Annotated in this window: 22 protein-coding genes; 21 read left to right on the top strand and 1 reads right to left on the bottom strand. The window is 42.1% G+C overall.

The window, feature by feature from the left end; translation table 11 throughout:
- Window positions 1-156 precede the first annotated feature (156 nt).
- The 21 genes from paaA to G532_RS0106095 all read left to right on the top strand — a co-directional run bounded on the left by paaA (window position 157) and on the right by G532_RS0106095 (window position 19,693).
- The gene (gene paaA / locus G532_RS0106195) at window positions 157-1,146 is read left to right on the top strand and encodes a 1,2-phenylacetyl-CoA epoxidase subunit PaaA (protein WP_211220357.1); all 990 of its coding nucleotides are present in this window, start codon (window positions 157-159) and stop codon (window positions 1,144-1,146) included.
- Between the two features lie 15 nt (window positions 1,147-1,161).
- Window positions 1,162-1,518, top strand: coding sequence for a 1,2-phenylacetyl-CoA epoxidase subunit PaaB (gene paaB / locus G532_RS0106190; protein WP_027964020.1), 357 nt, complete (start codon window positions 1,162-1,164; stop codon window positions 1,516-1,518).
- Window positions 1,497-2,330, top strand: a complete 834-nt coding sequence (gene paaC / locus G532_RS0106185; RefSeq protein WP_027964019.1) for a 1,2-phenylacetyl-CoA epoxidase subunit PaaC — start codon at window positions 1,497-1,499, stop codon at window positions 2,328-2,330. The genes paaB and paaC overlap by 22 nt, the downstream gene beginning before the upstream one ends.
- 24 nt (window positions 2,331-2,354) lie before the next feature.
- A complete protein-coding gene (gene paaD / locus G532_RS0106180) occupies window positions 2,355-2,849 on the top strand; it encodes a 1,2-phenylacetyl-CoA epoxidase subunit PaaD (protein ID WP_027964018.1) in 495 nt (164 codons plus the stop codon).
- A gap of 20 nt (window positions 2,850-2,869) precedes the next feature.
- Window positions 2,870-3,187, top strand: coding sequence for an EthD family reductase (locus G532_RS0106175; protein WP_027964017.1), 318 nt, complete (start codon window positions 2,870-2,872; stop codon window positions 3,185-3,187).
- On the top strand, window positions 3,168-3,941 hold the full coding sequence (locus tag G532_RS0106170; protein WP_027964016.1) for an enoyl-CoA hydratase/isomerase family protein: 774 nt from the start codon (window positions 3,168-3,170) through the stop codon (window positions 3,939-3,941). Before G532_RS0106175 ends, G532_RS0106170 begins: the two co-directional genes overlap by 20 nt.
- 3 nt (window positions 3,942-3,944) lie before the next feature.
- Window positions 3,945-4,721: an enoyl-CoA hydratase-related protein gene (locus G532_RS0106165; RefSeq protein WP_027964015.1), complete on the top strand. Its 777-nt coding sequence runs from the start codon at window positions 3,945-3,947 to the stop codon at window positions 4,719-4,721.
- 23 nt (window positions 4,722-4,744) lie between these two features.
- Window positions 4,745-6,262 (top strand): aldehyde dehydrogenase family protein, encoded by a 1,518-nt coding sequence (locus tag G532_RS0106160; protein ID WP_027964014.1) that lies wholly within the window; start codon window positions 4,745-4,747, stop codon window positions 6,260-6,262.
- A gap of 34 nt (window positions 6,263-6,296) precedes the next feature.
- Complete coding sequence (locus G532_RS0106155) at window positions 6,297-7,172, top strand: 3-hydroxyacyl-CoA dehydrogenase (RefSeq protein WP_027964013.1); 876 nt, start codon at window positions 6,297-6,299, stop codon at window positions 7,170-7,172.
- A complete protein-coding gene (locus tag G532_RS0106150) occupies window positions 7,169-8,371 on the top strand; it encodes an acetyl-CoA C-acyltransferase (protein WP_027964012.1) in 1,203 nt (400 codons plus the stop codon). Before G532_RS0106155 ends, G532_RS0106150 begins: the two co-directional genes overlap by 4 nt.
- 12 nt (window positions 8,372-8,383) lie before the next feature.
- A complete protein-coding gene (locus tag G532_RS0106145) occupies window positions 8,384-9,157 on the top strand; it encodes an enoyl-CoA hydratase-related protein (RefSeq protein WP_027964011.1) in 774 nt (257 codons plus the stop codon).
- A 219-nt stretch (window positions 9,158-9,376) separates the two neighbouring features.
- A complete protein-coding gene (locus tag G532_RS0106140; RefSeq protein WP_027964010.1) occupies window positions 9,377-10,351 on the top strand; it encodes an NAD(P)H-dependent flavin oxidoreductase in 975 nt (324 codons plus the stop codon).
- A 132-nt stretch (window positions 10,352-10,483) separates the two neighbouring features.
- On the top strand, window positions 10,484-10,876 hold the full coding sequence (locus G532_RS0106135) for a thioesterase family protein (RefSeq protein WP_027964009.1): 393 nt from the start codon (window positions 10,484-10,486) through the stop codon (window positions 10,874-10,876).
- Window positions 10,877-10,899: 23 nt separating this feature from the next.
- Window positions 10,900-12,048 (top strand): Leu/Phe/Val dehydrogenase, encoded by a 1,149-nt coding sequence (locus G532_RS0106130; protein ID WP_051189082.1) that lies wholly within the window; start codon window positions 10,900-10,902, stop codon window positions 12,046-12,048.
- Between the two features lie 21 nt (window positions 12,049-12,069).
- Entirely contained in the window at window positions 12,070-13,125 is a 1,056-nt protein-coding gene (pdhA, locus tag G532_RS0106125) for a pyruvate dehydrogenase (acetyl-transferring) E1 component subunit alpha (protein ID WP_027964007.1), read from the top strand.
- Between the two features lie 3 nt (window positions 13,126-13,128).
- The gene (locus G532_RS0106120) at window positions 13,129-14,148 is read left to right on the top strand and encodes an alpha-ketoacid dehydrogenase subunit beta (protein WP_027964006.1); all 1,020 of its coding nucleotides are present in this window, start codon (window positions 13,129-13,131) and stop codon (window positions 14,146-14,148) included.
- Window positions 14,149-14,160: 12 nt separating this feature from the next.
- Window positions 14,161-15,375, top strand: coding sequence for a dihydrolipoamide acetyltransferase family protein (locus G532_RS0106115; protein ID WP_027964005.1), 1,215 nt, complete (start codon window positions 14,161-14,163; stop codon window positions 15,373-15,375).
- The gene (lpdA, locus tag G532_RS0106110) at window positions 15,376-16,818 is read left to right on the top strand and encodes a dihydrolipoyl dehydrogenase (protein ID WP_027964004.1); all 1,443 of its coding nucleotides are present in this window, start codon (window positions 15,376-15,378) and stop codon (window positions 16,816-16,818) included.
- 55 nt (window positions 16,819-16,873) lie between these two features.
- Complete coding sequence (locus G532_RS0106105) at window positions 16,874-17,860, top strand: ABC transporter substrate-binding protein (protein ID WP_027964003.1); 987 nt, start codon at window positions 16,874-16,876, stop codon at window positions 17,858-17,860.
- Between the two features lie 62 nt (window positions 17,861-17,922).
- Window positions 17,923-18,906 carry an ABC transporter permease gene (locus G532_RS0106100; RefSeq protein ID WP_027964002.1) on the top strand — a complete coding sequence of 328 codons (984 nt, stop codon included), beginning with the start codon at window positions 17,923-17,925 and terminating at the stop codon, window positions 18,904-18,906.
- The gene (locus G532_RS0106095) at window positions 18,899-19,693 is read left to right on the top strand and encodes an ABC transporter ATP-binding protein (RefSeq protein WP_027964001.1); all 795 of its coding nucleotides are present in this window, start codon (window positions 18,899-18,901) and stop codon (window positions 19,691-19,693) included. Before G532_RS0106100 ends, G532_RS0106095 begins: the two co-directional genes overlap by 8 nt.
- Window positions 19,694-19,777: 84 nt before the next feature.
- Here the strand turns inward: G532_RS0106095 and G532_RS0106090 are convergent, their stop codons facing one another.
- Window positions 19,778-20,068, bottom strand: coding sequence for a hypothetical protein (locus G532_RS0106090; protein WP_027964000.1), 291 nt, complete (start codon window positions 20,066-20,068; stop codon window positions 19,778-19,780).
- Window positions 20,069-20,588 lie beyond the last annotated feature (520 nt).

Here is a 20,588-nt window from a genome sequence, read left to right as displayed (position 1 = left end):
AAGAATAAAAGAATTTCTTGCATTTTACGTTCATAGAATTGATGTAAGTATTATATTGTTATGTTTAATTTTTTGAAAATTATAATTTCTTATTGTCAAACATATAACAATTTGGTACTATAACGTTAAAGAAACGTAATAAGGAGATGTTGCTATATGTATAACTATATAGAGTATGGCAGTTCGGAAATTTCCAATGACAATATAGACGATCAAGAGAAATATGAGCAGTTTATGGCACGAATTGAAGTTGGGGAGAAAATCGAACCAGATGACTGGATGCCGGAAGACTATCGCCAAGGATTAATCAAACTGATCTCGATGCACGGAATTAGTGAAATTATGGGGGCGCTCCCTGAAAAGGAGTGGACGCCTAAGGCACCGACGATGAAACGTAAGCTTGGGATTATGGCGAAAGTGCAAGATGAAATGGGACATGGGCAACTGTTATTACGTGTAGCGGAAGATTTAATGCAACCTTACGGAAAAGACCGTGGTGACATCATGGAAGATCTACTTAGTGGAGATTTAAAGTTCCACAACGTCTTTCATATGCCAACAAAAACATGGGCGGATGCCGGTATGGTCGGGTGGCTCGTTGACGGAGCGGCGATTATTTCTCAAACGAATATGTTAGATGCGTCTTATGGCCCTTATCAACGCGCCCTTCAACGCATTTGTCAGGAGGAAGTTTTCCACGCGCAGCACGGGGAAGCGATCATCATGGCCTTAGCAGAAGGGACAGATTACCAACGTGAGATTTTACAAGAATCATTAAATCGATGGTGGCCATCACTTCTCATGTTCTTTGGTCCGGCGTCTGCTGATACAACCGGGTCATCGAAACAAAACATTATGATTAAATATAAAATTCGCAAAAGCTCTAATGAAGAATTACGCCAAGCTTTCTTGGATAAGTATTTGCCACGCGTGTTTTCGTTAGGTCTAACCGTACCCGATGAAACGGTTCATTATGATGAAGCTCAAGAACAGTGGATCTACCAGCAGCCAGACTGGAATGAATTTAAACAGATCATTAAAAATAAAGGACCACGTTCCAAAGAGCGACTGCGCTTAAGAGAAATCGCATACGAAAATAATCGCTGGGTACGCCAGGCGTTAGCAAAAGATCAGGTCATGACTTAGAAGGGAGAGGAATTGATGAGCAATACAAATGAATCAAATTTTTATCAAGAGTATGAAGTTTTTAGTAAAAAAAGCACCAAGTCACCGGTTCAGCATCAATTTAGCCTACTTGCTCCAAATGAAGAGATGGCCTTAAGTATGGCGGTTGAAAATTTCATGCGTCGTGAAGATGTGCTTGATGTGTGGGTTGTGAAGCGAAGTGATGTCCGCCGAATGACGAGTGAAGAACGGGCACAGTGGACGAAACGATTGGATAACAAAGATTACCGTAAGACGAAAGGTTACGGTTACTTAAGACAAAAATGGAAAGAGAAAGAACAAGGCATGTTGGATGAAAAAGAGATCCTCTCGTGGAAAGAGGTGAAGAAGTGATGACGGTGAACTCAGCAGAAGAGGCGAATCAAGATGTAGCATATTCTAAAGCACTAAAAGAGTTAATTTACCAGTTAGCAGATGATGATTTTCTCATTTCGTTTCGTGGGTCTGAATGGCTTGGTTTAGCTCCTCATATCGAAGAAGATGTCGCCTTTTCATCCATTACCCAGAATACAATGGGGCATGCATTTATGTTTTATCAGTTGTTAGAGGATTTAGGTGAAGGCGAAATCGATTTGTTGGCACATGAACGTCACCCGGACGTCAGGCGTAACGGGATTTACTTAGAGAAGAGAAACGGTGAAGGCAATTACTTAGAAGAACCATATTATGACTGGGCGTTAACTGTTGTCCGTCATTTTCTATATGAAACATTTAAAAAAGTGAAATTGGAAGCGATTACAAAAAGCTCCTATAAGCCACTTGCGAATATTGCAGGAAAAGTGTTGATGGAACAGCCCTACCACTTAGCTCACTGGAGAATTTGGATGAACCAGCTATTGAATTCAACAGAAGAGGCCCGCGATCGAATCGAAGCAAGACTGAATGAAGCGTGGGAAGAGTTCGGGGATGTTTTAGAGTTTGGTTTCCAAGCAACTGAAATGGAGCACTTTGACTTAATCATTGGAGAAGAGGAGCTAAAAGAGAGATGGATGGATGAAGTGGCGAAAACGATTCCGAACTTGCCTTCTGAGCCACTTGGGAAAAAATTCGGAAGTGGCCGCGAAGGTCAACATACGGAGGATTTAGATCAAGCTTTAGCAACGTTATCTGAAGTTTATTTAAGTGATAAGGAAGCAATTTGGTAAGTCAGGTTTTAGGAGGTGATGCCAATGAGTCAGAAACAAGAGGAGATTCGTGCGGTGCTAAGAACTGTCGATGATCCAGAGCTTCCGAATGTAAGTGTCGCAGATTTAGGTATGGTGCATGATGTCCTTGTGAAGGAAGGTGACGTTTTTATCACGATGACCCCAACTTTCGCAGGGTGTCCAGCGCTTGATTTCATTAAGAAAAACGTCAAAACAGCCGTTGAAGAGATGACATGGGTTGAAAGCTGTGAAGTTCACTTTTCATTTGAAGAAAAATGGTCAACCGATGCGATTACGGAAGAAGGCAAACGACAATTGAAGAAGCACGGCATAGCTCCTCCACCTGAGAACTATCAACCTGGAGAAGAGTGGACCGTGGATTGCCCATATTGTGGATCTGATTACACCTCGATGGAAAATGTGTTCGGACCAACGGCATGCAGAAGTATATTGTATTGTACTTCCTGTAGAAACCCGTTTGAAGCCATGAAGCCCGTGGTGGATTACGTAATTACTTAAAAATTGAGAGGGGAATTTAAATGGTAAAATTAATCGCTATTTATAAGAAACCGGAGGATCAAGAAAAGTTTGATGAGCATTACTTCAACACACATACGCCGATTACACAGAAGATTCCAGGCCTTAAAGACATGAAAGTAACGAAAATTGTTGGATCGCCAATGGGGGAGACAGATTACTACTTACTTTGTGAAATGTTCTATGAAGACCATGATTCACTACAAGCAGCGATGAAAACGGATGAAGGAAAAGCGTCGGGTAAGGATGTTATGAAATTTGCCGGTGATATTGTGACTTTAGTGATTGGTGAGGAAGTCAATGTCCCATCCGTTAATTAAGGTTTATGAAGAGGGTCAAGTTGGCGTGATTGAGCTTCATCGTCCAAACGTATTGAATGCGTTAAACCGGCAGATGGTAGATGAAATTGTGGAACAACTGGAAGCGTACGATCGAAATACGGATATCCGAGTCATGATAATTAAAGGGAATGAAAAAGTGTTTGCAGCAGGAGCGGACATTGATGAAATGATGGAAGAAACGCCACTCTCCATGGAGCTTGCGAACCCTTTTGCTGTATGGGACCGGATGACGTTAATAAAGAAACCTTTGATTGCATCGGTAAATGGCTTTTGCCTCGGGGGTGCTTTTGAATTGGCCCTACATTGTGACCTCATCATAGCTGGTGAAGATGCCAAATTTGGATTCCCGGAAGTAAAGTTAGGCGTCATGCCTGGTGCAGGTGGGACGCAGTTACTGACGAAAGTGATTGGGAAGCGCCAGGCGTTAGAGTGGATTTGGCTTGGCGAATCGTTTAAAGCAGATGAAGCAAAATCATTAGGCATTGTTAATAGAGTAGTAGCTTCCGAGCTTGTGTACGAAGAGTCGATGCGTTTTGCGCAAGCATTAGCTGAACAGGCACCAATCTCTGTTCGATTTATTAAAGAAGCCGTTCATGCAGCTGAAGATCTGTCACTTATGGAAGGCATGAAACTCGAGCGGAAGAACTTTTATTTAGCTTTTGATTCCGAGGACCAAAAGGAGGGCATGAAAGCATTTGTGGAAAAAAGACCTCCTCATTTTAAAGGGGTGTAAAAGATGAGTTATGAAACAATTCTTTATGACGAAAAGGATGGCATAGCTACGATTACGTTGAATCGTCCCAAAGCTTATAACGCGTTTACAAAAGAAATGAATCACGAAATTACCAAGGCTTTAAAAGTTGCTAACAAAAACAAAGGCGTTCGTTGCGTTGTGTTTACAGGCGAAGGAAAAGCCTTTTGTTCGGGGCAAGATCTGCAGGATGTAGATGAGGACACCAATCATGCAGAGTTCTTAAGGGCACGTTACCAACCTATGTTAAAACAGCTAAAAGACATGGCGAAACCTACTGTTGCAGCTGTAAATGGAACCGCAGCAGGGGCTGGCATGAGTTTAGCATTAGCTTGTGATTTTAGGTTGATGCGTTCGGATGCGAAGTTTTTAAGTGCGTTTGTTGGAATCGGCCTCGTACCGGATTCTGGTATGATGTATCACTTACCGCGTTTAGTCGGATATGCGAAAGCAATGGAGATAACCGTTTTAGGAAAACCGATGAAGGCCCAGGAAGCGCACGAATTAGGGTTGGCGACAGAAGTTGTGAAAGAGAGTGAGTGGAAGGAACAAGTAAGTGCGTTTACCCAGAACATAGCAAACATGCCAACAACCTCAATCGCACTCGTGAAGCGTTACATGATGGATAGCATGCATGAGTCCTACGATGAATTTTTGGAAAAAGAAGCCTATGCTCAGCGCATCGCAGGCCAATCCACAGACCATCGCGAAGGAGTGCAAGCATTTAAAGAAAAACGTCAACCGACATATACAGGTCAATAGATTGATAAAAGGAGCGATTTGAAATGGAATTAACAAAAGAAGCGATTACAGAAGTTGGCGAAATGAAGCGCCAGCATTACGCAATGATCATTAACGGAGAACGTGTAGAAAGTAGTTCAGGAAACACATTTGATACGCTTAACCCAGCAAAAGGGGAGACGCTTGCAACCGTCGCAAAAGCAAACGAAGAAGATGCTGAAAAAGCAGTTCAAGCGGCACGAAACGCTTTTGACAATGGAAAGTGGCGTAAGTATCCAGTAGGCAAACGAGCTCGTGTTATGAATAAAATTGCTGACATTATGCGTTCGCGCTTTAAAGAATTAGTCGAGATGGAAGTTCTGAACAGTGGGAAGTCTGTAGGAGCAGCAACCGTGCAAATTAACCAGTCAATTGAGGATTTTGAATTTTACGCGGGAGCTATTGTCGGTCACCGCGGGGAAGTTAATAACATGCCACACGGTTTCTTCAACTATACGCATAAGGAGCCTTTAGGAGTATGTGCACAAATTATCCCATGGAACTATCCAATGATGATGGCGGCTTGGAAGATTGCTCCGGCAATTGCAGCAGGTTGTTCGGTAATTATTAAACCTGCATCCTTAACACCAATTACAGCGATTATCTTAAATGAAATTTGCCATGAAGCGGGTGTGCCAGAAGGTGTGGTGAATACCGTTCCTGGTTCTGGTGCAGTTGTTGGGGATTACTTAGTACAACATGAAGATGTGAATAAAGTTGCCTTTACCGGCTCAACGCCTACAGGTAAAGACATTATGGAAAAGGCTTCGCAAACATTGAAGCGTCTTACTTTAGAGCTAGGTGGAAAATCTCCGAACATCGTGTTTGAAGATGCCGACATGGAAGCAGCTGTAGCTGGGTCGTTATTCGGGATTTTCTTCAATACAGGACAGTCGTGTGAAGCGCGTTCTAGAATGTTCGTGCACGAATCGATTTATGATGAGTTTATGGAAAAATTCATTGAAAAGACGGAGAAACTTGTGTCAGGTGACCCAATGGATAAAGGAACGCATCTTGGTTCCATCATTAGTAAGGATCAATTAGAAATCATTGATGGCTATGTCCAATCAGCTGTCCAAGATGGTGCAAAGATCGCGACAGGTGGGAAACAAATCTATCCAGAAGGTCACGAAGAAGGTCATTGGTATGCACCGACTGTGATTACCGATGTCACACCTGATATGAAAGCTGTTCAGGAAGAAATTTTTGGGCCAGTGGTCGTTGTGGAGAAGTTTACAGATGAAAAAGAAGTGATTAAACGTGCGAACGACACGAAATACGGTTTAGGTTCAGCTATTTGGACGACGAATCAAGGTCGAGCAACACGTGTTGCCCACCAAATTCAGGCAGGTATTGTGATGGTTAATAGCCCGTTCTCGGCATTTCCTGGAACCCCATTTGGTGGATATAAACAATCCGGTTTCGGACGTGAGTTAACGGTCGAAACACTAGATTTATATATGGAAGATAAGAGTGTCCTATCCTATTACGGAGCAAAGCCTCTTAACCCGTTTAACGTATAAAAAAATATAGGTTAGAAAGAAAGGTAGAGTGTCCATGGCGATCCAAAACATTACAGTCGTGGGTGCTGGTGTGATGGGGCGGGGCATCGCTTATGTCTCGGCCCTTTCAGGTTTCAACACGACCTTAGTAGATGTGTCGGAGGAACAGTTGGACCAAGCCTACCAGCACGCTAAACGAACGTCTGATAAAGGCATTCAGATTGGAAAAATAACTAAAGAAAAGCAGGTGGAATTATTAAACCATCTGCATACGTCAACAGAGCTTGAAGTGTCCGTAGCGCACTGTGATTTACTGATTGAAGCCGTACCGGAGAGAAGAGACTTGAAACAAAGACTGCTAGAAACTGCAGATGCCCATGCGCCTGAACACGCGATTCTAGCTTCAAATACATCTACCATTAGTCCAACAGAGTTAGGGTCATTTACAAACCGCCCTAATCAAGTAGCTGTCATGCACTTCTTTAACCCCGTTCACAAAATGAAATTGGTAGAGATTGTGCGTGGTTTGGAAACGAATGATCAAACGGTTGCAATCATCCAAGCTGTATCCAAACAAATGGGCAAAGAAACGGTTGAAGTGAATGAATTCCCTGGTTTTGTAACAAGTCGAATTAGCGCGTTAGTTGGAAACGAAGCTTTTCATATGCTCCAAGAAGGCGTAGCAACAGCGGAAGATATCGATAAAGCGGTTAAACTAGGGCTGAATTACCCAATGGGACCGCTCGAGCTCGGTGATTTAGTTGGTTTGGATGCCCGTTTAAATAATCTTAAATACTTACACGAAACTTTAGGTGAAAAATATCGTCCAGCGCCGTTACTGGAACAATACGTAAAAGCCGGTCGTTTAGGCCGTAAATCTGGAAAAGGCGTGTACGATTACACCGAGAAAGATGAGTTGGTTAAGAAATGAATGAAGTCGTGATTGTAGATGCAGTCAGAACGCCGATTGGTCGATATAAAGGGGCCCTTAAAAGCATTCGTCCGGATGACCTTGGCGCGATTGTGATAAAAGCACTGATGGAGCGGAATCCTGGTGTGGCACCTGGATCAGTGGAAGAAGTCGTATTAGGTAATGCCAATCAAGCTGGGGAAGACAATCGAAATGTTGCACGGATGTCCACATTGTTAGCCGGTTTACCTGTCGAAGTGGCTGGAACAACGATCAATCGTTTATGTGGCTCAGGCATGGATGCTGTTATGTACGCTGCACGAGCTATTGCAGTTGGAGAAGGAGACATATTCATAGCTGGCGGGACAGAAAGTATGACGAGAGCTCCTTTTGTGATGGCAAAGCCTGAAAAAGAATTTCCACGTGGCAATATGGAAATGTACGATACCACTATTGGCTGGCGTTTTACCAATCAAAAGTTAAAAGAGATGTATGGTTCAGATTCTATGCCCGAAACAGCAGAAAATGTAGCCGAGCGACACGAAATCTCGCGTGAAAACCAAGATTCATTCGCTTACGAAAGTCAGACGCGAGCGAAAAGAGCAATGGAATCAGGTCGATTTAAGGAAGAAATCATTCCAGTGACCTACCATGATCGAAAAGGGAATGAGATTACAGTAACTGAAGATGAGCACCCAAGGCCAACAACGACTTTGGAGAAGTTAGGGAAGTTACGGCCAATTTTTGAAGGTGGGACTGTCACAGCTGGTAACGCCTCTGGAGTGAATGATGGTGCATCCGCATTACTCGTGATGAGTGCGGATAAAGCCCGGAAGCTTGGTTTAAAGCCTCTCGTTAAATTTGTTGGTGGAGCAACCGCAGGACTGGAACCAGCCGTGATGGGACTTGGACCGATTTATGCTACACAGAAGTTGTTAAATCGAACCGGACATTCGGTTGAGGACATCGGATTAGTTGAACTAAATGAAGCTTTTGCCTCGCAAGCTTTAGAATGCATGCGTCAATTGGAACTTGATTCCTCCAAAGTGAATGTTAACGGCGGAGCGATTGCATTCGGTCATCCTCTAGGGGCTAGTGGAGCACGAATTTTAACGACCTTGATCCATGAATTGAAAAAACAAAAGACCACCTATGGTTTGGCGACGATGTGTGTCGGTGTCGGTCAGGGAATTGCCTCGCTGGTTGAAAATATCGAATAAGGGGTCAGGAAGATGACGGTGTTATTTCATAAAGAAAACGGAATCGGTTATTTGACATTGAACCGAGAAGCGGCGATGAACAGTATGAATTACGAAATGCTGTGCGATTTGCAGACACAGATTCATGCCATTCATGTAGATCCTGAGGTGAAGGTTTTAATAGTGACGGGAGCTGGTGAGAAAGCCTTTAGTGCGGGTGCCGATTTGAAGGAAAGAAAAACATTAAACGAATCTGAAGTCAGGCGCAACATGAAAGCCATTCAAGACATGACCAATAGCTTAGCAGAATTACCGATGCCGACAATCGCAGCTGTTAACGGGTACTGTTTCGGTGGGGGATTTGAGTTAATGCTGGCTTGTGATTTTAAAATTGCTGTTTACGAGGCCCAGTTAGGACTTACAGAAACGAGTTGGGCAATCATTCCTGGCGCAGGTGGAACTCAGAGACTACCACGAATTGTAGGTGAAATGAAGGCAAAGGAGCTCATTTTTACCGCTAAGAAATTTTCAGTAAAAGAAGCTTTTGACCTTGGAATTTTACTGAAATTCGTTGAAAAAGAAAGCTTGATGGAAACATGCGGGCGGTTAGCGAGAGAAATTTTAGGAAACGGTCCCGTAGCTGTCAGGCAAGCTAAATACGCTATAAGCCGCGGTATGAGTACTGATCTTCAAACAGGGCTCGCCATCGAAGCAAAAGCCTATGAAATCACGATTCCGACAGAAGACCGCCAAGAAGCGTTGCAAGCATTTGCCGAAAAACGCAAACCGAATTTTAGAGGGAAGTAGAAAAAAATCAGCCCTGTTATTTTATTGATTTGTATAGAGGAGAAGAGCGTGAAGCGGAGACGCCTGAGGGATCAGCGTAGCGCGAAAATCCATTTTTCCGGAATGACAATGGAGGAAAAATTAGTTGAGTGCAAGCCCCTAGGCAAGCTTCCGCTTCTAAGCGCTTTGACAATATCAACGATGGAATTTAACACACCATGTAAATAAGGAGGTCAGGTAATGAACCAGGTATGCAACATGCTAAACATTCAATATCCAATCATTCAAGGTGGGATGGGAAACATCAGTAATGCACAGCTCACATCCGCCGTATCGAACGCAGGCGGTCTCGGAACAATCGGATGTGGAACGATGACGCCAGAAGAAGTCGAACAAATAATTACAGAAACAAAAGAACTAACAGACCGACCTTTTGCGGTGAACATCGCACTCGCTGTATCACCACATTCAGAAGATTTAATCGACCTAGTGATCAAACACAAAGTTCCTGTCGTCTCCTTATCTGCGGGCAATCCTGCACCATATATCCCGCTCCTTCAGGCACACGGCATCAAAGTGATGACCCTTGTCGCTTCGGTTAAACATGCAAAAAAGGCGGAAGAAGCGGGGGCGGATCTCCTTGTTGCAGAAGGGTACGAGGCAGCAGGAATTAATTCGAACCTAGAACTCACCACATTCACGTTGATCCCGCAAATCGTACAAAATGTAAACATTCCAGTCCTTGCAGCAGGAGGCATTGGGGATGGAAAGGGTCTTGCAGCAACACTCATGTTAGGCGCAAGTGGCGTCCAAATGGGCACGCGATTTATAGCGACACAGGAAGCGCCGTTTCATGAAAATTATAAACATAAACTGCTAGAAGCAAATGGAACTGGGACGATTATTATCGGACGAACGGTAGGCCAAATCAGACGAATTCTGAACACACCCTATGCCCAAAAAATTACTGACCTAGAAAAGCTAGGCCTTACTCCAGACAATTACCGCAATATGACTTCAGAAGAACTCCATGCTAGGGGAGCTTTAGAAGGCGATCTAGAAAATGGTTTCTTAAACAGTGGGCAGGTCGCAGGTCTCATTACAGATATTCCAACCGTACAAGAGCTAATCGAAGGTATGGTATTTCAAGCTTCAGAGCAGATGAAATCACAACTGAACAATCTAAATGTACCGCTTAAGAAAAATAGTAATTAGAAAATATTAATTATTCTAACAATTTATTGAATAGAATATAACGAAGTGATAAAATAGCGTTATAAATATGTCATATAAAATTTTAAATATTTATGAAAGCGCTTTAATTCTGTTTAGAAGGTGAGCGATCATATGAAATCTGGTATGGAAGTTGGTCGACAAGAGTCTATCCAAATACAAGTGACAGAAGATATGTTTGCTAGATTTGAAGACGTTGTGGTTCACCCGGTTTACTCAACAGTTGCCATGGTGTACCACATGGAATGGGTATCACGTAAAATTATTCTCCCTTTTCTAGAAGACGATGAAGAAGGGATGGGTGCAGCTGTCCAAGTCAAACACATCGACGCTGCCCCGTACCAAACCACTATTACTCTCACAGCAACCCTCATAGAACATCGCGATAATTTAGTCCTCACAACAATAGAAGCTCGGCACAATGATCAATTAATTGGAAAAGGGGAAGTCAAGCAAGTGATTTTACCTAAAGAAATGATTCAAAAGAAAGTTGTGTCTAATAAATAAATTCCTAATACAGGAGGATTATTATGAGCTTCGCAACGCAATTATTCCCAGGAGATAAAAATAAAGATTTGTCCTTAATCGAAAAAATGGCAGAACACGAGCAAGTCGTTTTCTGTAATGACCCTTCTACCAATCTAAAAGCCATTATTGCAATACATAGTACGAAACTCGGGCCGGCAATTGGTGGATGTCGGATGCAACCTTATGAAGATTTTGATGCGGCATTAGAAGATGCTTTGCGCCTGTCTAAAGGAATGAGTTACAAGTGCGCAGCCGCAGATGTTGATTTTGGTGGGGGCAAAGCAGTAATTATAGGAGATCCACAAACGGAAAAAACACCAGAATTGTTTCGTGCCTTTGGTCAGTATGTGGAGTCTTTACACGGGCGTTTTTACACAGGGACGGACATGGGAACGACCATTGAAGATTTCGTTCATGCCATGAAGGAAACGAATCATATTGTCGGCCTTCCTGAAGAATATGGCGGTGGCGGTGATTCCTCGATTCCTACTGCAGAAGGTGTTATTTACGGTCTTAAGGCTACAATCAGAATGCTTTTCGGTCACGAAGAATTACAGCCTGTAACCTATGCGATTCAAGGGCTTGGTAAAGTCGGGTTCAAAGTAGCCGTTCGCTTACTGGAAGAAGGTGCTACCATTTATATTTCCGATATTGTTCAAGACAATGTGGATAGCCTACAAGAACACGCGATGAAATCATCAGGCAGCCTTCATATTGTTGACTTAAATGATATCTATCACCAACAAGCAGATATCTTCATTCCTTGTGCACTAGGTGGGATTATTAATGATGCGACGATCGAGCAGTTCCAGTTTAAAGCAATCGCAGGTTCTGCCAACAACCAATTGTTAAAAGAAGAGCACGGAGCTGAGTTAGCAAAAAGAGGCATTCTATACGCCCCTGACTACATCATTAATTCAGGTGGGTTAATTCAAGTGACCGATGAACTTTATGGCACCAATAAGGCTCGCGTCCTAGCAAAAACGAAAGAAATCTATAACACATTAGTTGAAGTTTATAAAACGGCTGAAAGAAATGAAGTCTCGACAGTCGAAGCAGCCAATCAGTTCTGTGAAAAGTTAATGGAAGCAAGAGAAAAACGAAACAGTTTTTACACGCGTACTATTAGCCCGAAATGGAGCATACGATAAAAAAGGTGTGGGGGGACAAATATGGAAGAACATTTTCCGATGAAAAAGATTATGGATGATCAAGGTAATCTAATAGATTCAAGTTATGCAAATGACATAGACGAAGATCTCGTAAAAAAACTCTACTACCATATGAGCCGCATTCGCTTGTTTGATAGAAAAGCGATTAGCCTTCAGCGCCAAGGCCGGATTGGGACTTACCCTCCATTTGAAGGGCAAGAAGCGTCGCAGGTTGGAAGTGCTTTAGCGCTTGATACAGATGATTGGTTGTTTCCAACTTACCGGGACCACGGTGCCATGTTGACATTTGGTTCCGAAATGACACGCACATTCCTCTACTGGAATGGTCGGGCGGAAGGATGTGTACCACCTGAAGGTAAAAATATTTTCCCAGCTGCGGTGCCAATTGCGACACAAATTCCGCACGCTGTCGGAGCTGCTTGGGCAGAAAAAAGAAAAGGAACAAAAAATATAGCTATAGCTTATTTTGGAGATGGGGCAACGTCGGAAGGGGATTTTCACGAAGGATTAAATTTCGCGAGTGTCTTTCAAACCCCGACGATTCTATTTAACCAAAATAACGGATATGCGATTTCTGTTCCAATCGAAAAACAAATGCATTCAAAAACAATCGCTCAAAAAGGGTTAGCATATGACATACCAAGTGTACGAATTGATGGGAACGATGTGTTCGCTGTCTATTTTGAAACGAAAAAAGCGGTCGAACGGGCAAGGGCAGGTGAAGGGCCGTCGTTAATTGAAGCTGTGACATGGCGCACAGGCGCACATACCACAGCCGATGACCCATCAAAATACCGACCAGTTGGCCAAGGTGACAATGTCGTTCATCCAATTGAACGCTTAGAAAACTATATGAAAAATAACGACTTCTGGGATGAAACGTGGATAGCCAAAATGGAAGCAGAGCTTACGCAAGAAGTTGAATCTGCCCTTGAAGCAATGGAAGAATATCCACCTGCCAAGCCAGAAGACTTATTTGATCATGTATTTACGAACCCGCCTTCACAATTAGTGGAACAAAAAGAATCCTACCTTGATTTGATCGGGAGGGAATAACCTATGAACGTAAAAATGGAAAAGCAAAGCGAACAAAAGCAAACTACTCACCAATTGACAATGGTTCAGGCAGTGAGCGATGCGATGAAAACGATGCTTGAAATAGATGACACGACCCTTTTACTCGGGGAAGATATCGGAAAAAACGGGGGAGTTTTCCGTGCGACAGAGGGTCTTCAAGAACTATTTGGCGAAGATCGCGTTGTTGACACCCCATTATCTGAAGCAGGGATCGTCGGGACTGCCGTCGGTCTTGCGGTAAATGGATTTAAGCCGGTTGTAGAAATGCAGTTTATGGGATTTGTTTACCCAGCTTACGACCAAATCATGACCCATGTGTCGCGTCTGCGGATGAAAACAATGGGGAGATTTTCCGTGCCAATGGTCATTCGTACCCCGTATGGAGCAGGGATTCGAGCACCAGAAATCCATTCAGATAGTGCAGAGACAATATTCACACATATGCCTGGAATAAAAGTTGTTTGTCCAGCAACTCCTTATGATGCAAAAGGGTTATTAATCGCCGCAATTGAAGATCCCGACCCAGTTATTTTCATGGAACCGATGCGTAGTTATCGCGCGCAACGAGAAGAGGTCCCAACAGGTAAATACACAGTTGAAATCGGAAAAGGGGAAAAAATTCAAGAAGGAACAGACGTAACGATCATTGCTTGGGGAGCGATGGTACCCGTAGCGATGCAAGCTGCGAAACAAGCTGAAGAACGAGGAATGAGCTGTGAAGTGCTTGATTTGAAAACACTTTATCCACTTGATCGTGACTTAATCGCAGAATCTGTTCAAAAAACCGGTCGTGCTGTAATCGTTCATGAAGCACATGGTACTGGTGGACTTGGGAACGATATCTTATCTGTGATTAATGATACATCCTTTTTATACTTACGAGCGCCAATCGAACGCGTGACAGGTTTTGACGTGCCGGTACCATTCTTTGCGTTAGAAGAACATTATTTGCCGTCACCGAAACGAATCTTACAAAGTATTGAAAAAGTGGTTCATTTCTAAGGGGGGATTTCTATGCTAGAAGTGAAACTACACGATATCGGAGAAGGGATGACAGAAGGAGAAATCGCCCATTATTACGTGAAAGAAGGCGATCACGTTCAAACCGACCAACCTCTAGTGGAAGTACAAACAGACAAAATGGTCGCTGAACTTCCATCACCTGGCGCAGGTACGATTAAAGAGATTGTCGTTCCTGTTGGTGAAACCGTACAAGTTGGAACGACTCTTTTATATTTAGAAGGAGAAGGAACGAAGCAAGCAGCGGATCCGGAACCATCAGAAGAAACTATACCGGCTAAAGCTAGTAAGCAGAACATGCAACCAACTCGCATGCAAACTACCCTCAACCGTGTGTTAGCGACACCATATACGAGGAAAATTGCCCGTGATCACGGAATTGATATCGAAAATGTCCGCCCCTCAGATCCATCAGGTCGGGTGTCAGAAGAAGACGTTTACCAATTTATCAACGGAGAACAAACACCATCAGAACCAGCGACAGAAACGAAACCAAGAACACAACCCGATACAATCCAACCAGATGAGATTCCGTTTAGAGGTATACGAAAAAAGATCGCTGAAAAAATGACGAAATCCATCTACACGATTCCACATGTGACCCATTTTGATGAAATCAATATGACGCGAGTAGTCGAGCTTCGTGAGGAACTGAAAGCCTCAGGAGTATCTGTCTCAGTCCCTTCCTTCCTAGTTAAAGCACTCACCATCGCGTTAAAAGACTTCCCAGTATTCAATGCTGAATTAGATGAGGAAAACGAAAAAATCATATTGAAAAGAGAGTACCATATCGGTATGGCATCAGATACAGAAGACGGGTTGATCGTTCCGGTTATACATCATGCGGACCAAAAATCGATTCAACAGCTACATGATGAGATAAAAGAGCTTACGCAGAAAGCCAAAGAAGGAAAACTTGCACATGCTGATCTACAAAACGGGACCTTCACTGTCAGCAATGTCGGGCCATTAGGTAGCACAGGGGCGACACCGATTATTAACTATCCAGAAACAGCCTTGATTGCTTTTCATAAGACCCGAAAAGTCCCTATTGTAACGGATAATGACGAATTCGCTATTGGGTATATGATGAATTTATCGATGTCGTTCGATCATCGTGTGGCTGACGGAGCAACAGCTGTAGCTTTTACAAATCGCTTAGCTAGTTTCATCGAGCATCCGAGCAAACTCATGCTGGAGATGATATAAATGGTTGTTGGAGAAATCACACAAGAACGTGACCTCATCATCATAGGTGGAGGGCCAGGCGGATACACAGCAGCGATTCGTGCCGCTCAACTCGGCTTACAAGTCACCCTAGTTGAAGAAGGTGATTTAGGTGGTATTTGTTTAAATCGTGGCTGTATTCCTTCTAAAATTTGGACGCATACAGGTAAGAAAATCTCTGAAGTACCCCATATGCAAGAAATAGGGATAGGGATGAACGAACCCGAGTTAGACTTAGATAAATTACTGACCTATAAAACGAAGATCACCGAGCAACTTCGAAAAGGGGTCGAATCCCTGTGTCAGGCGAATGAAATCGAGGTGCTCCAGGGGAAAGCAACGTTTACTAAGGAAAATCGAATCGGTGTGGAGTATGGTCATCAGTTCGATACGTATATTTTTAAACACGCAATCATCGCAACGGGGAGCACTGCTGTTTTGCCAGAAGGGTTTTCAAAAGCGCGTCACCGAATTCTTTTATCGCATGAACTGTTTGATTTAAAAGAAGTCCCTGACCATCTTTTAATTTACGGTCATGATTATATTGCTTTGGAAATGGCTTCAACCTATCAATCTTTTGGTTCGAAGGTAACCCTAATTCAAGATGAGGAGCTTAATCTAGATCAAGCAGTTGAAAAGGAACTTAAGCGAGCTTTTAAAAAGAAAAAGATTAAAGTGATTCAACAAGCCTCACTCCAATCCGTTGAAGAAGCGGAGGAAGGTGTGACTGTGCGACTTACTGATCAAAAGGGTAAGGAGCATTCGGTTGAAGGGACATACTTATTTACGAGTGGAACCCCAAAACCAAACCTGAATTCACTAGGCATCAAAAGGTTTGGAGTGGAGCAAGCAGAAACGGGTCTCATCGTTGTTGATCCTACGATGAAATCAACAGTATCAAATATATATGCAGTCGGTGATGTTACAGAAGGTCCGTCGCTTGCTGTTAAAGCGATCAAACAAGGAAAAGTAGCTGCAGAAGCTATTGCACGCCAGAAGGTAGAGGTAGACTTAACATTTTTACCAACGATCATTCACACCGATCCACCTGTCGCATTCGTGGGGTTAACGGAACAAGAGGCGAAAGAAAACGAACTCAACTATTTGGTTGGTCAGTTCCATTTAAACGCCAATGGCTATGCCAAACTAACTGGCAAAACGGATGGAACTATTAAAGTAATAAGTGAAGCAAACACGGAGATTATTCTTGGGATTCATATGATTGGAGAAGGTGCGGTGGAGCTATCGACTACCTTCGTCCAATTGCTTGAAATGGCAGCTAAAGTGGAAGATATAAGGTTTCCGTTATTTGCGCACCCGAGTATTAATGAAGGCCTACTTGAAGCAGTTGAAGCTTTAACAGGTCAAGCGATTCATCATCCACCTGAGAAAAAGCAGGCAAAATTAAAAGAAGAAAGTTTTTAATGTAAATCTACGTGTTCAATGAAAGTACTTTATTAAAATTTAAGGGGGAAATTGAATGAGAAAGTGGATTTTATTATTGGCTGTAGTGATAGTTGGATTAAGTTTATTAGCTGCTTGTGGAGATGATGATGTTTCAGGTGAAGATGGGGATTCCTACGTGGTAGGTGCAACACAAATTGTGGAGCACCCTTCGCTAGATTTAGCTTATGAAGGATTTCAAGAAGCATTAGAAGATGCGGGTTTGGAGATTGAATACGATTTTCAAAGTGCACAAAATGATCAGAATAATGTAAAGACGATTTCAGATGGTTTTGTTGCAGATGATGTAGATTTAATCTTTGCGAACTCAACTCCAAGTGCTCAAGGTGCTTTAAATGCGACTGATGATATTCCTATTGTTTATACTTCAGTGACAGATCCAGTAGGGGCAGACCTCGTTCCTTCTATGGATGAAGCGGGTGAAAATATTACAGGTGTATCTGACTTACATCCAGATGCGATCAAGACAACGGTCGACTTTATTGATCAGTATTTTGAGGGTGCAACAGTAGGTCTGATTTACAATGCTGGAGAACCAAACTCTGTCGCTCAAATTGATTCTGTGAAAGAAGCTACGGAAGGCACTAGCCTAAGTCTTGAAGAACGTACAGTAGCAAACGCCGCTGATGTACAACAAGCGGCACAATCACTTGTAAGTGATATTGACGTATTTTTCGTCGTAACAGATAACACAGTTGTAGAAGCGCTTGATAGTGTAGTTGGCGTTGCGAATGACCAAGATATTCCACTTGTAGTAGGTGAGCCTAGCTCATTGGAAAAAGGTGGATTTGTAACATTTGGTATTGATTACCACACGATTGGATACCGTGCAGGAGAAATGGCTGCAGATATCTTAAGTGGGGACGCAGCAGCAAACGAAATCGCACCGGAGTATCCACCAGAAATTCAACTTTTCATCAACAAAGGTGCTGCTGAGGAGCAGAATATTGAATGGAATGAGGATTGGGATGACGATGCTCAATTTATAGAAGGCGAAGAATAAGCTTAAATGGTAAAGCAGGCTTAGCCTGCTTTACTTATCTACATAACGAAAGGGAGGGCGTCATGCTAATATCATTATTTGGTGCAGTAGAATCAGGAGCGATCTATGCCATCATGGCTTTAGGAGTCTATCTATCCTTCCGAGTATTGAACTTCCCAGATCTAACAGTGGATGGAAGCTTTGTAACTGGGGCAGGTATTACAGGCATGTTAATCGTTAATGGCATGTCTCCGATTACGGCAACATTGGTAGGTGCTTTTGCAGGATTTATTGCAGGATGTATAACCGGAATCCTTCATACGAAAGGAAAAATCAATGCATTACTTGCGGGGATTCTCATGATGATCGCTTTATATTCTATTAATCTTAGGTTTATGGGGCAGCCAACCGTCTCGATGCTGAATGAAACAACGATTGTTAATCAAATTCAATCTTTCTGGTCACCGGCAATTGATTCCGCTTTAAATAGTATATTTATTGGAGCAGATCGAGTCCCGACGACTTGGGCAATTTTAATCATTATGACCATTGTGACACTTGCGATTAAATTTATGCTAGATTTCTTTTTGAAAACCGAAGTAGGCCTTGCGATTCGTGCTACGGGGGATAATCAAAAGATGATCCGCAGCTTATCAGCGAACACGAACTTTTTAATCATTATTGGGATAGGGTTATCAAACGGGTTAGTCGCATTATCAGGTGCCCTGGTCGCCCAACACGGGGGATTTGCAAATCTAAACATGGGTATTGGAATGATTGTCATCGGGCTTGCCTCGGTTATTATCGGTGAAGCATTATTCGGAAAGAAAACGATCGCTAGAGTGACACTCGCCGTTATTGGTGGAGCAATCATTTATCGTGTCGTGATCACACTTGCATTAAGAGTGGATTTCTTAGAATCAAGTGACTTGAAACTAATTACAGCCGTACTAGTTATAGCTGCACTTGTTACACCAAAGATTTTGCAATCAAGACGTGAAAAGAAACGCAGGTTAGCTAAACGCGCAGCGCTCATGGAACGGAAAGGGAGGGAGGCCAGTGCTTAACATACATGATGTATCCCTTACATTTAATGAAGGTACACCGGATGAAAAGATTGCTTTAGATGATATTAACTTAGAACTACAAAAGGGTGAGTTTGTTACGGTTATTGGAAGTAATGGTGCAGGTAAATCAACGCTTATGAACGTGATTTCGGGCAGTTTAATTCCAGACGTCGGTGATGTGTTGATTGATGACCAAAATGTGGTGCATCTCCCTGAATATAAACGGTCAAAAATGGTCGGCCGCGTCTTCCAAGATCCAATGGCAGGAACAGCACCATCCATGACTATAGAAGAAAACTTAGCCATGGCATATTCCAGAGACAAAAAACGGCGCCTCGTTCCCGGTGTTTCAAAAAAACGAAAAGACCATTTCCGGGACTATCTTGATACTTTGAATTTAGGATTAGAAGATCGATTAAATGCCAAAGTCGGTTTATTGTCTGGGGGAGAACGCCAAGCTTTATCACTTTTAATGGCAACATTCACCGAGCCTAAAATTTTATTATTAGATGAACACACTGCAGCACTCGATCCATCGCGCGCAGAATTAATAACAAAAATCACAGGAGATGTCGTTTCCAAATTCGGATTAACCACCATGATGGTCACCCACAACATGCAACAAGCACTCGACCTAGGTGACCGACTATTTATGATGGACAAAGGCCAGATCATTTTTGATGTTAAAGGTGAGGAAAAACAAAACCTGATCATTAAAGATCTGCTAGACGAATTCCAACGCATTCGCGGTGAACAAATTGCTAGCGATAAAGCGATTTTAGGTTGAACTATGCTATATCATAATGAATTTCTTTAAAACTAGAATTTCTGTTTAGTTTTATTGATTTTTTTTACTAATGTCCATTTTATTTTATAAAAAAGCTAAAAAGATAACGATAAAAACTGTAAATGGAAAAATAATAAAGAACCAGTTTAACACTTGTAAAGATCGAAATAGGTAACTACGGATTTCGCTTTTTAAATTCCTAATATACAGTAAGGAAATTAAAGCAATTATTGGTGTGAAGAAAGCCAAACCCCCATAATTTGGTTCAGTAGCATCTATTAATTCTTCGATTAAAAATGAAATGAAGATAATATTAAAAAGTAATAATAACAACTGAATCCATATATTAATTTTTTGTGGTTTGTGAATGGTCATATGTAATATCCCACCTTCCTTAGCCTATAATTAGAATAATTGATCTAGCCAATGGAATTGATTAATTAGGTTTAACTTACTAAAAGCATGATTTTATAGTAAGAATATCAAGTAACTATTGAAATGTATATGTAATTTTAGAATATTTTGGAATAATAAAAATATATCTTTAATTGTTTATATATAAATATAGAGCAGTTGAAGTAAAATATGGACTGAAAGAAACGAATCTATTGGATAGATGCGATAAAGGTAATTGCTTAAATTAGTTGAAGAATAAATAGCAAGTTTAAGTCACCCAAATTAGGGGTGGCTTTTTTGATGATTCCGTGGAAACTCCTCTAAACCATGCCTACACACTTATCGCTTTTTTATTTGACAACAACTGAAGTTATAATTAAATAAATGGTAATTGAATTCTAAATATAGAAAATCATGATACAATGGTTATCAACGTTTACTGTATAAGATCATACCTAAGTCAACTAACGATACAGAGAAGATTAACAAATAACTACCA

It is taken from the genome of Halalkalibacillus halophilus DSM 18494, assembly GCF_000423105.1.
GTDB lineage: Bacteria > Bacillota > Bacilli > Bacillales > Alkalibacillaceae > Halalkalibacillus > Halalkalibacillus halophilus.
This window is presented reverse-complemented; position numbering and strand designations above follow the sequence as displayed.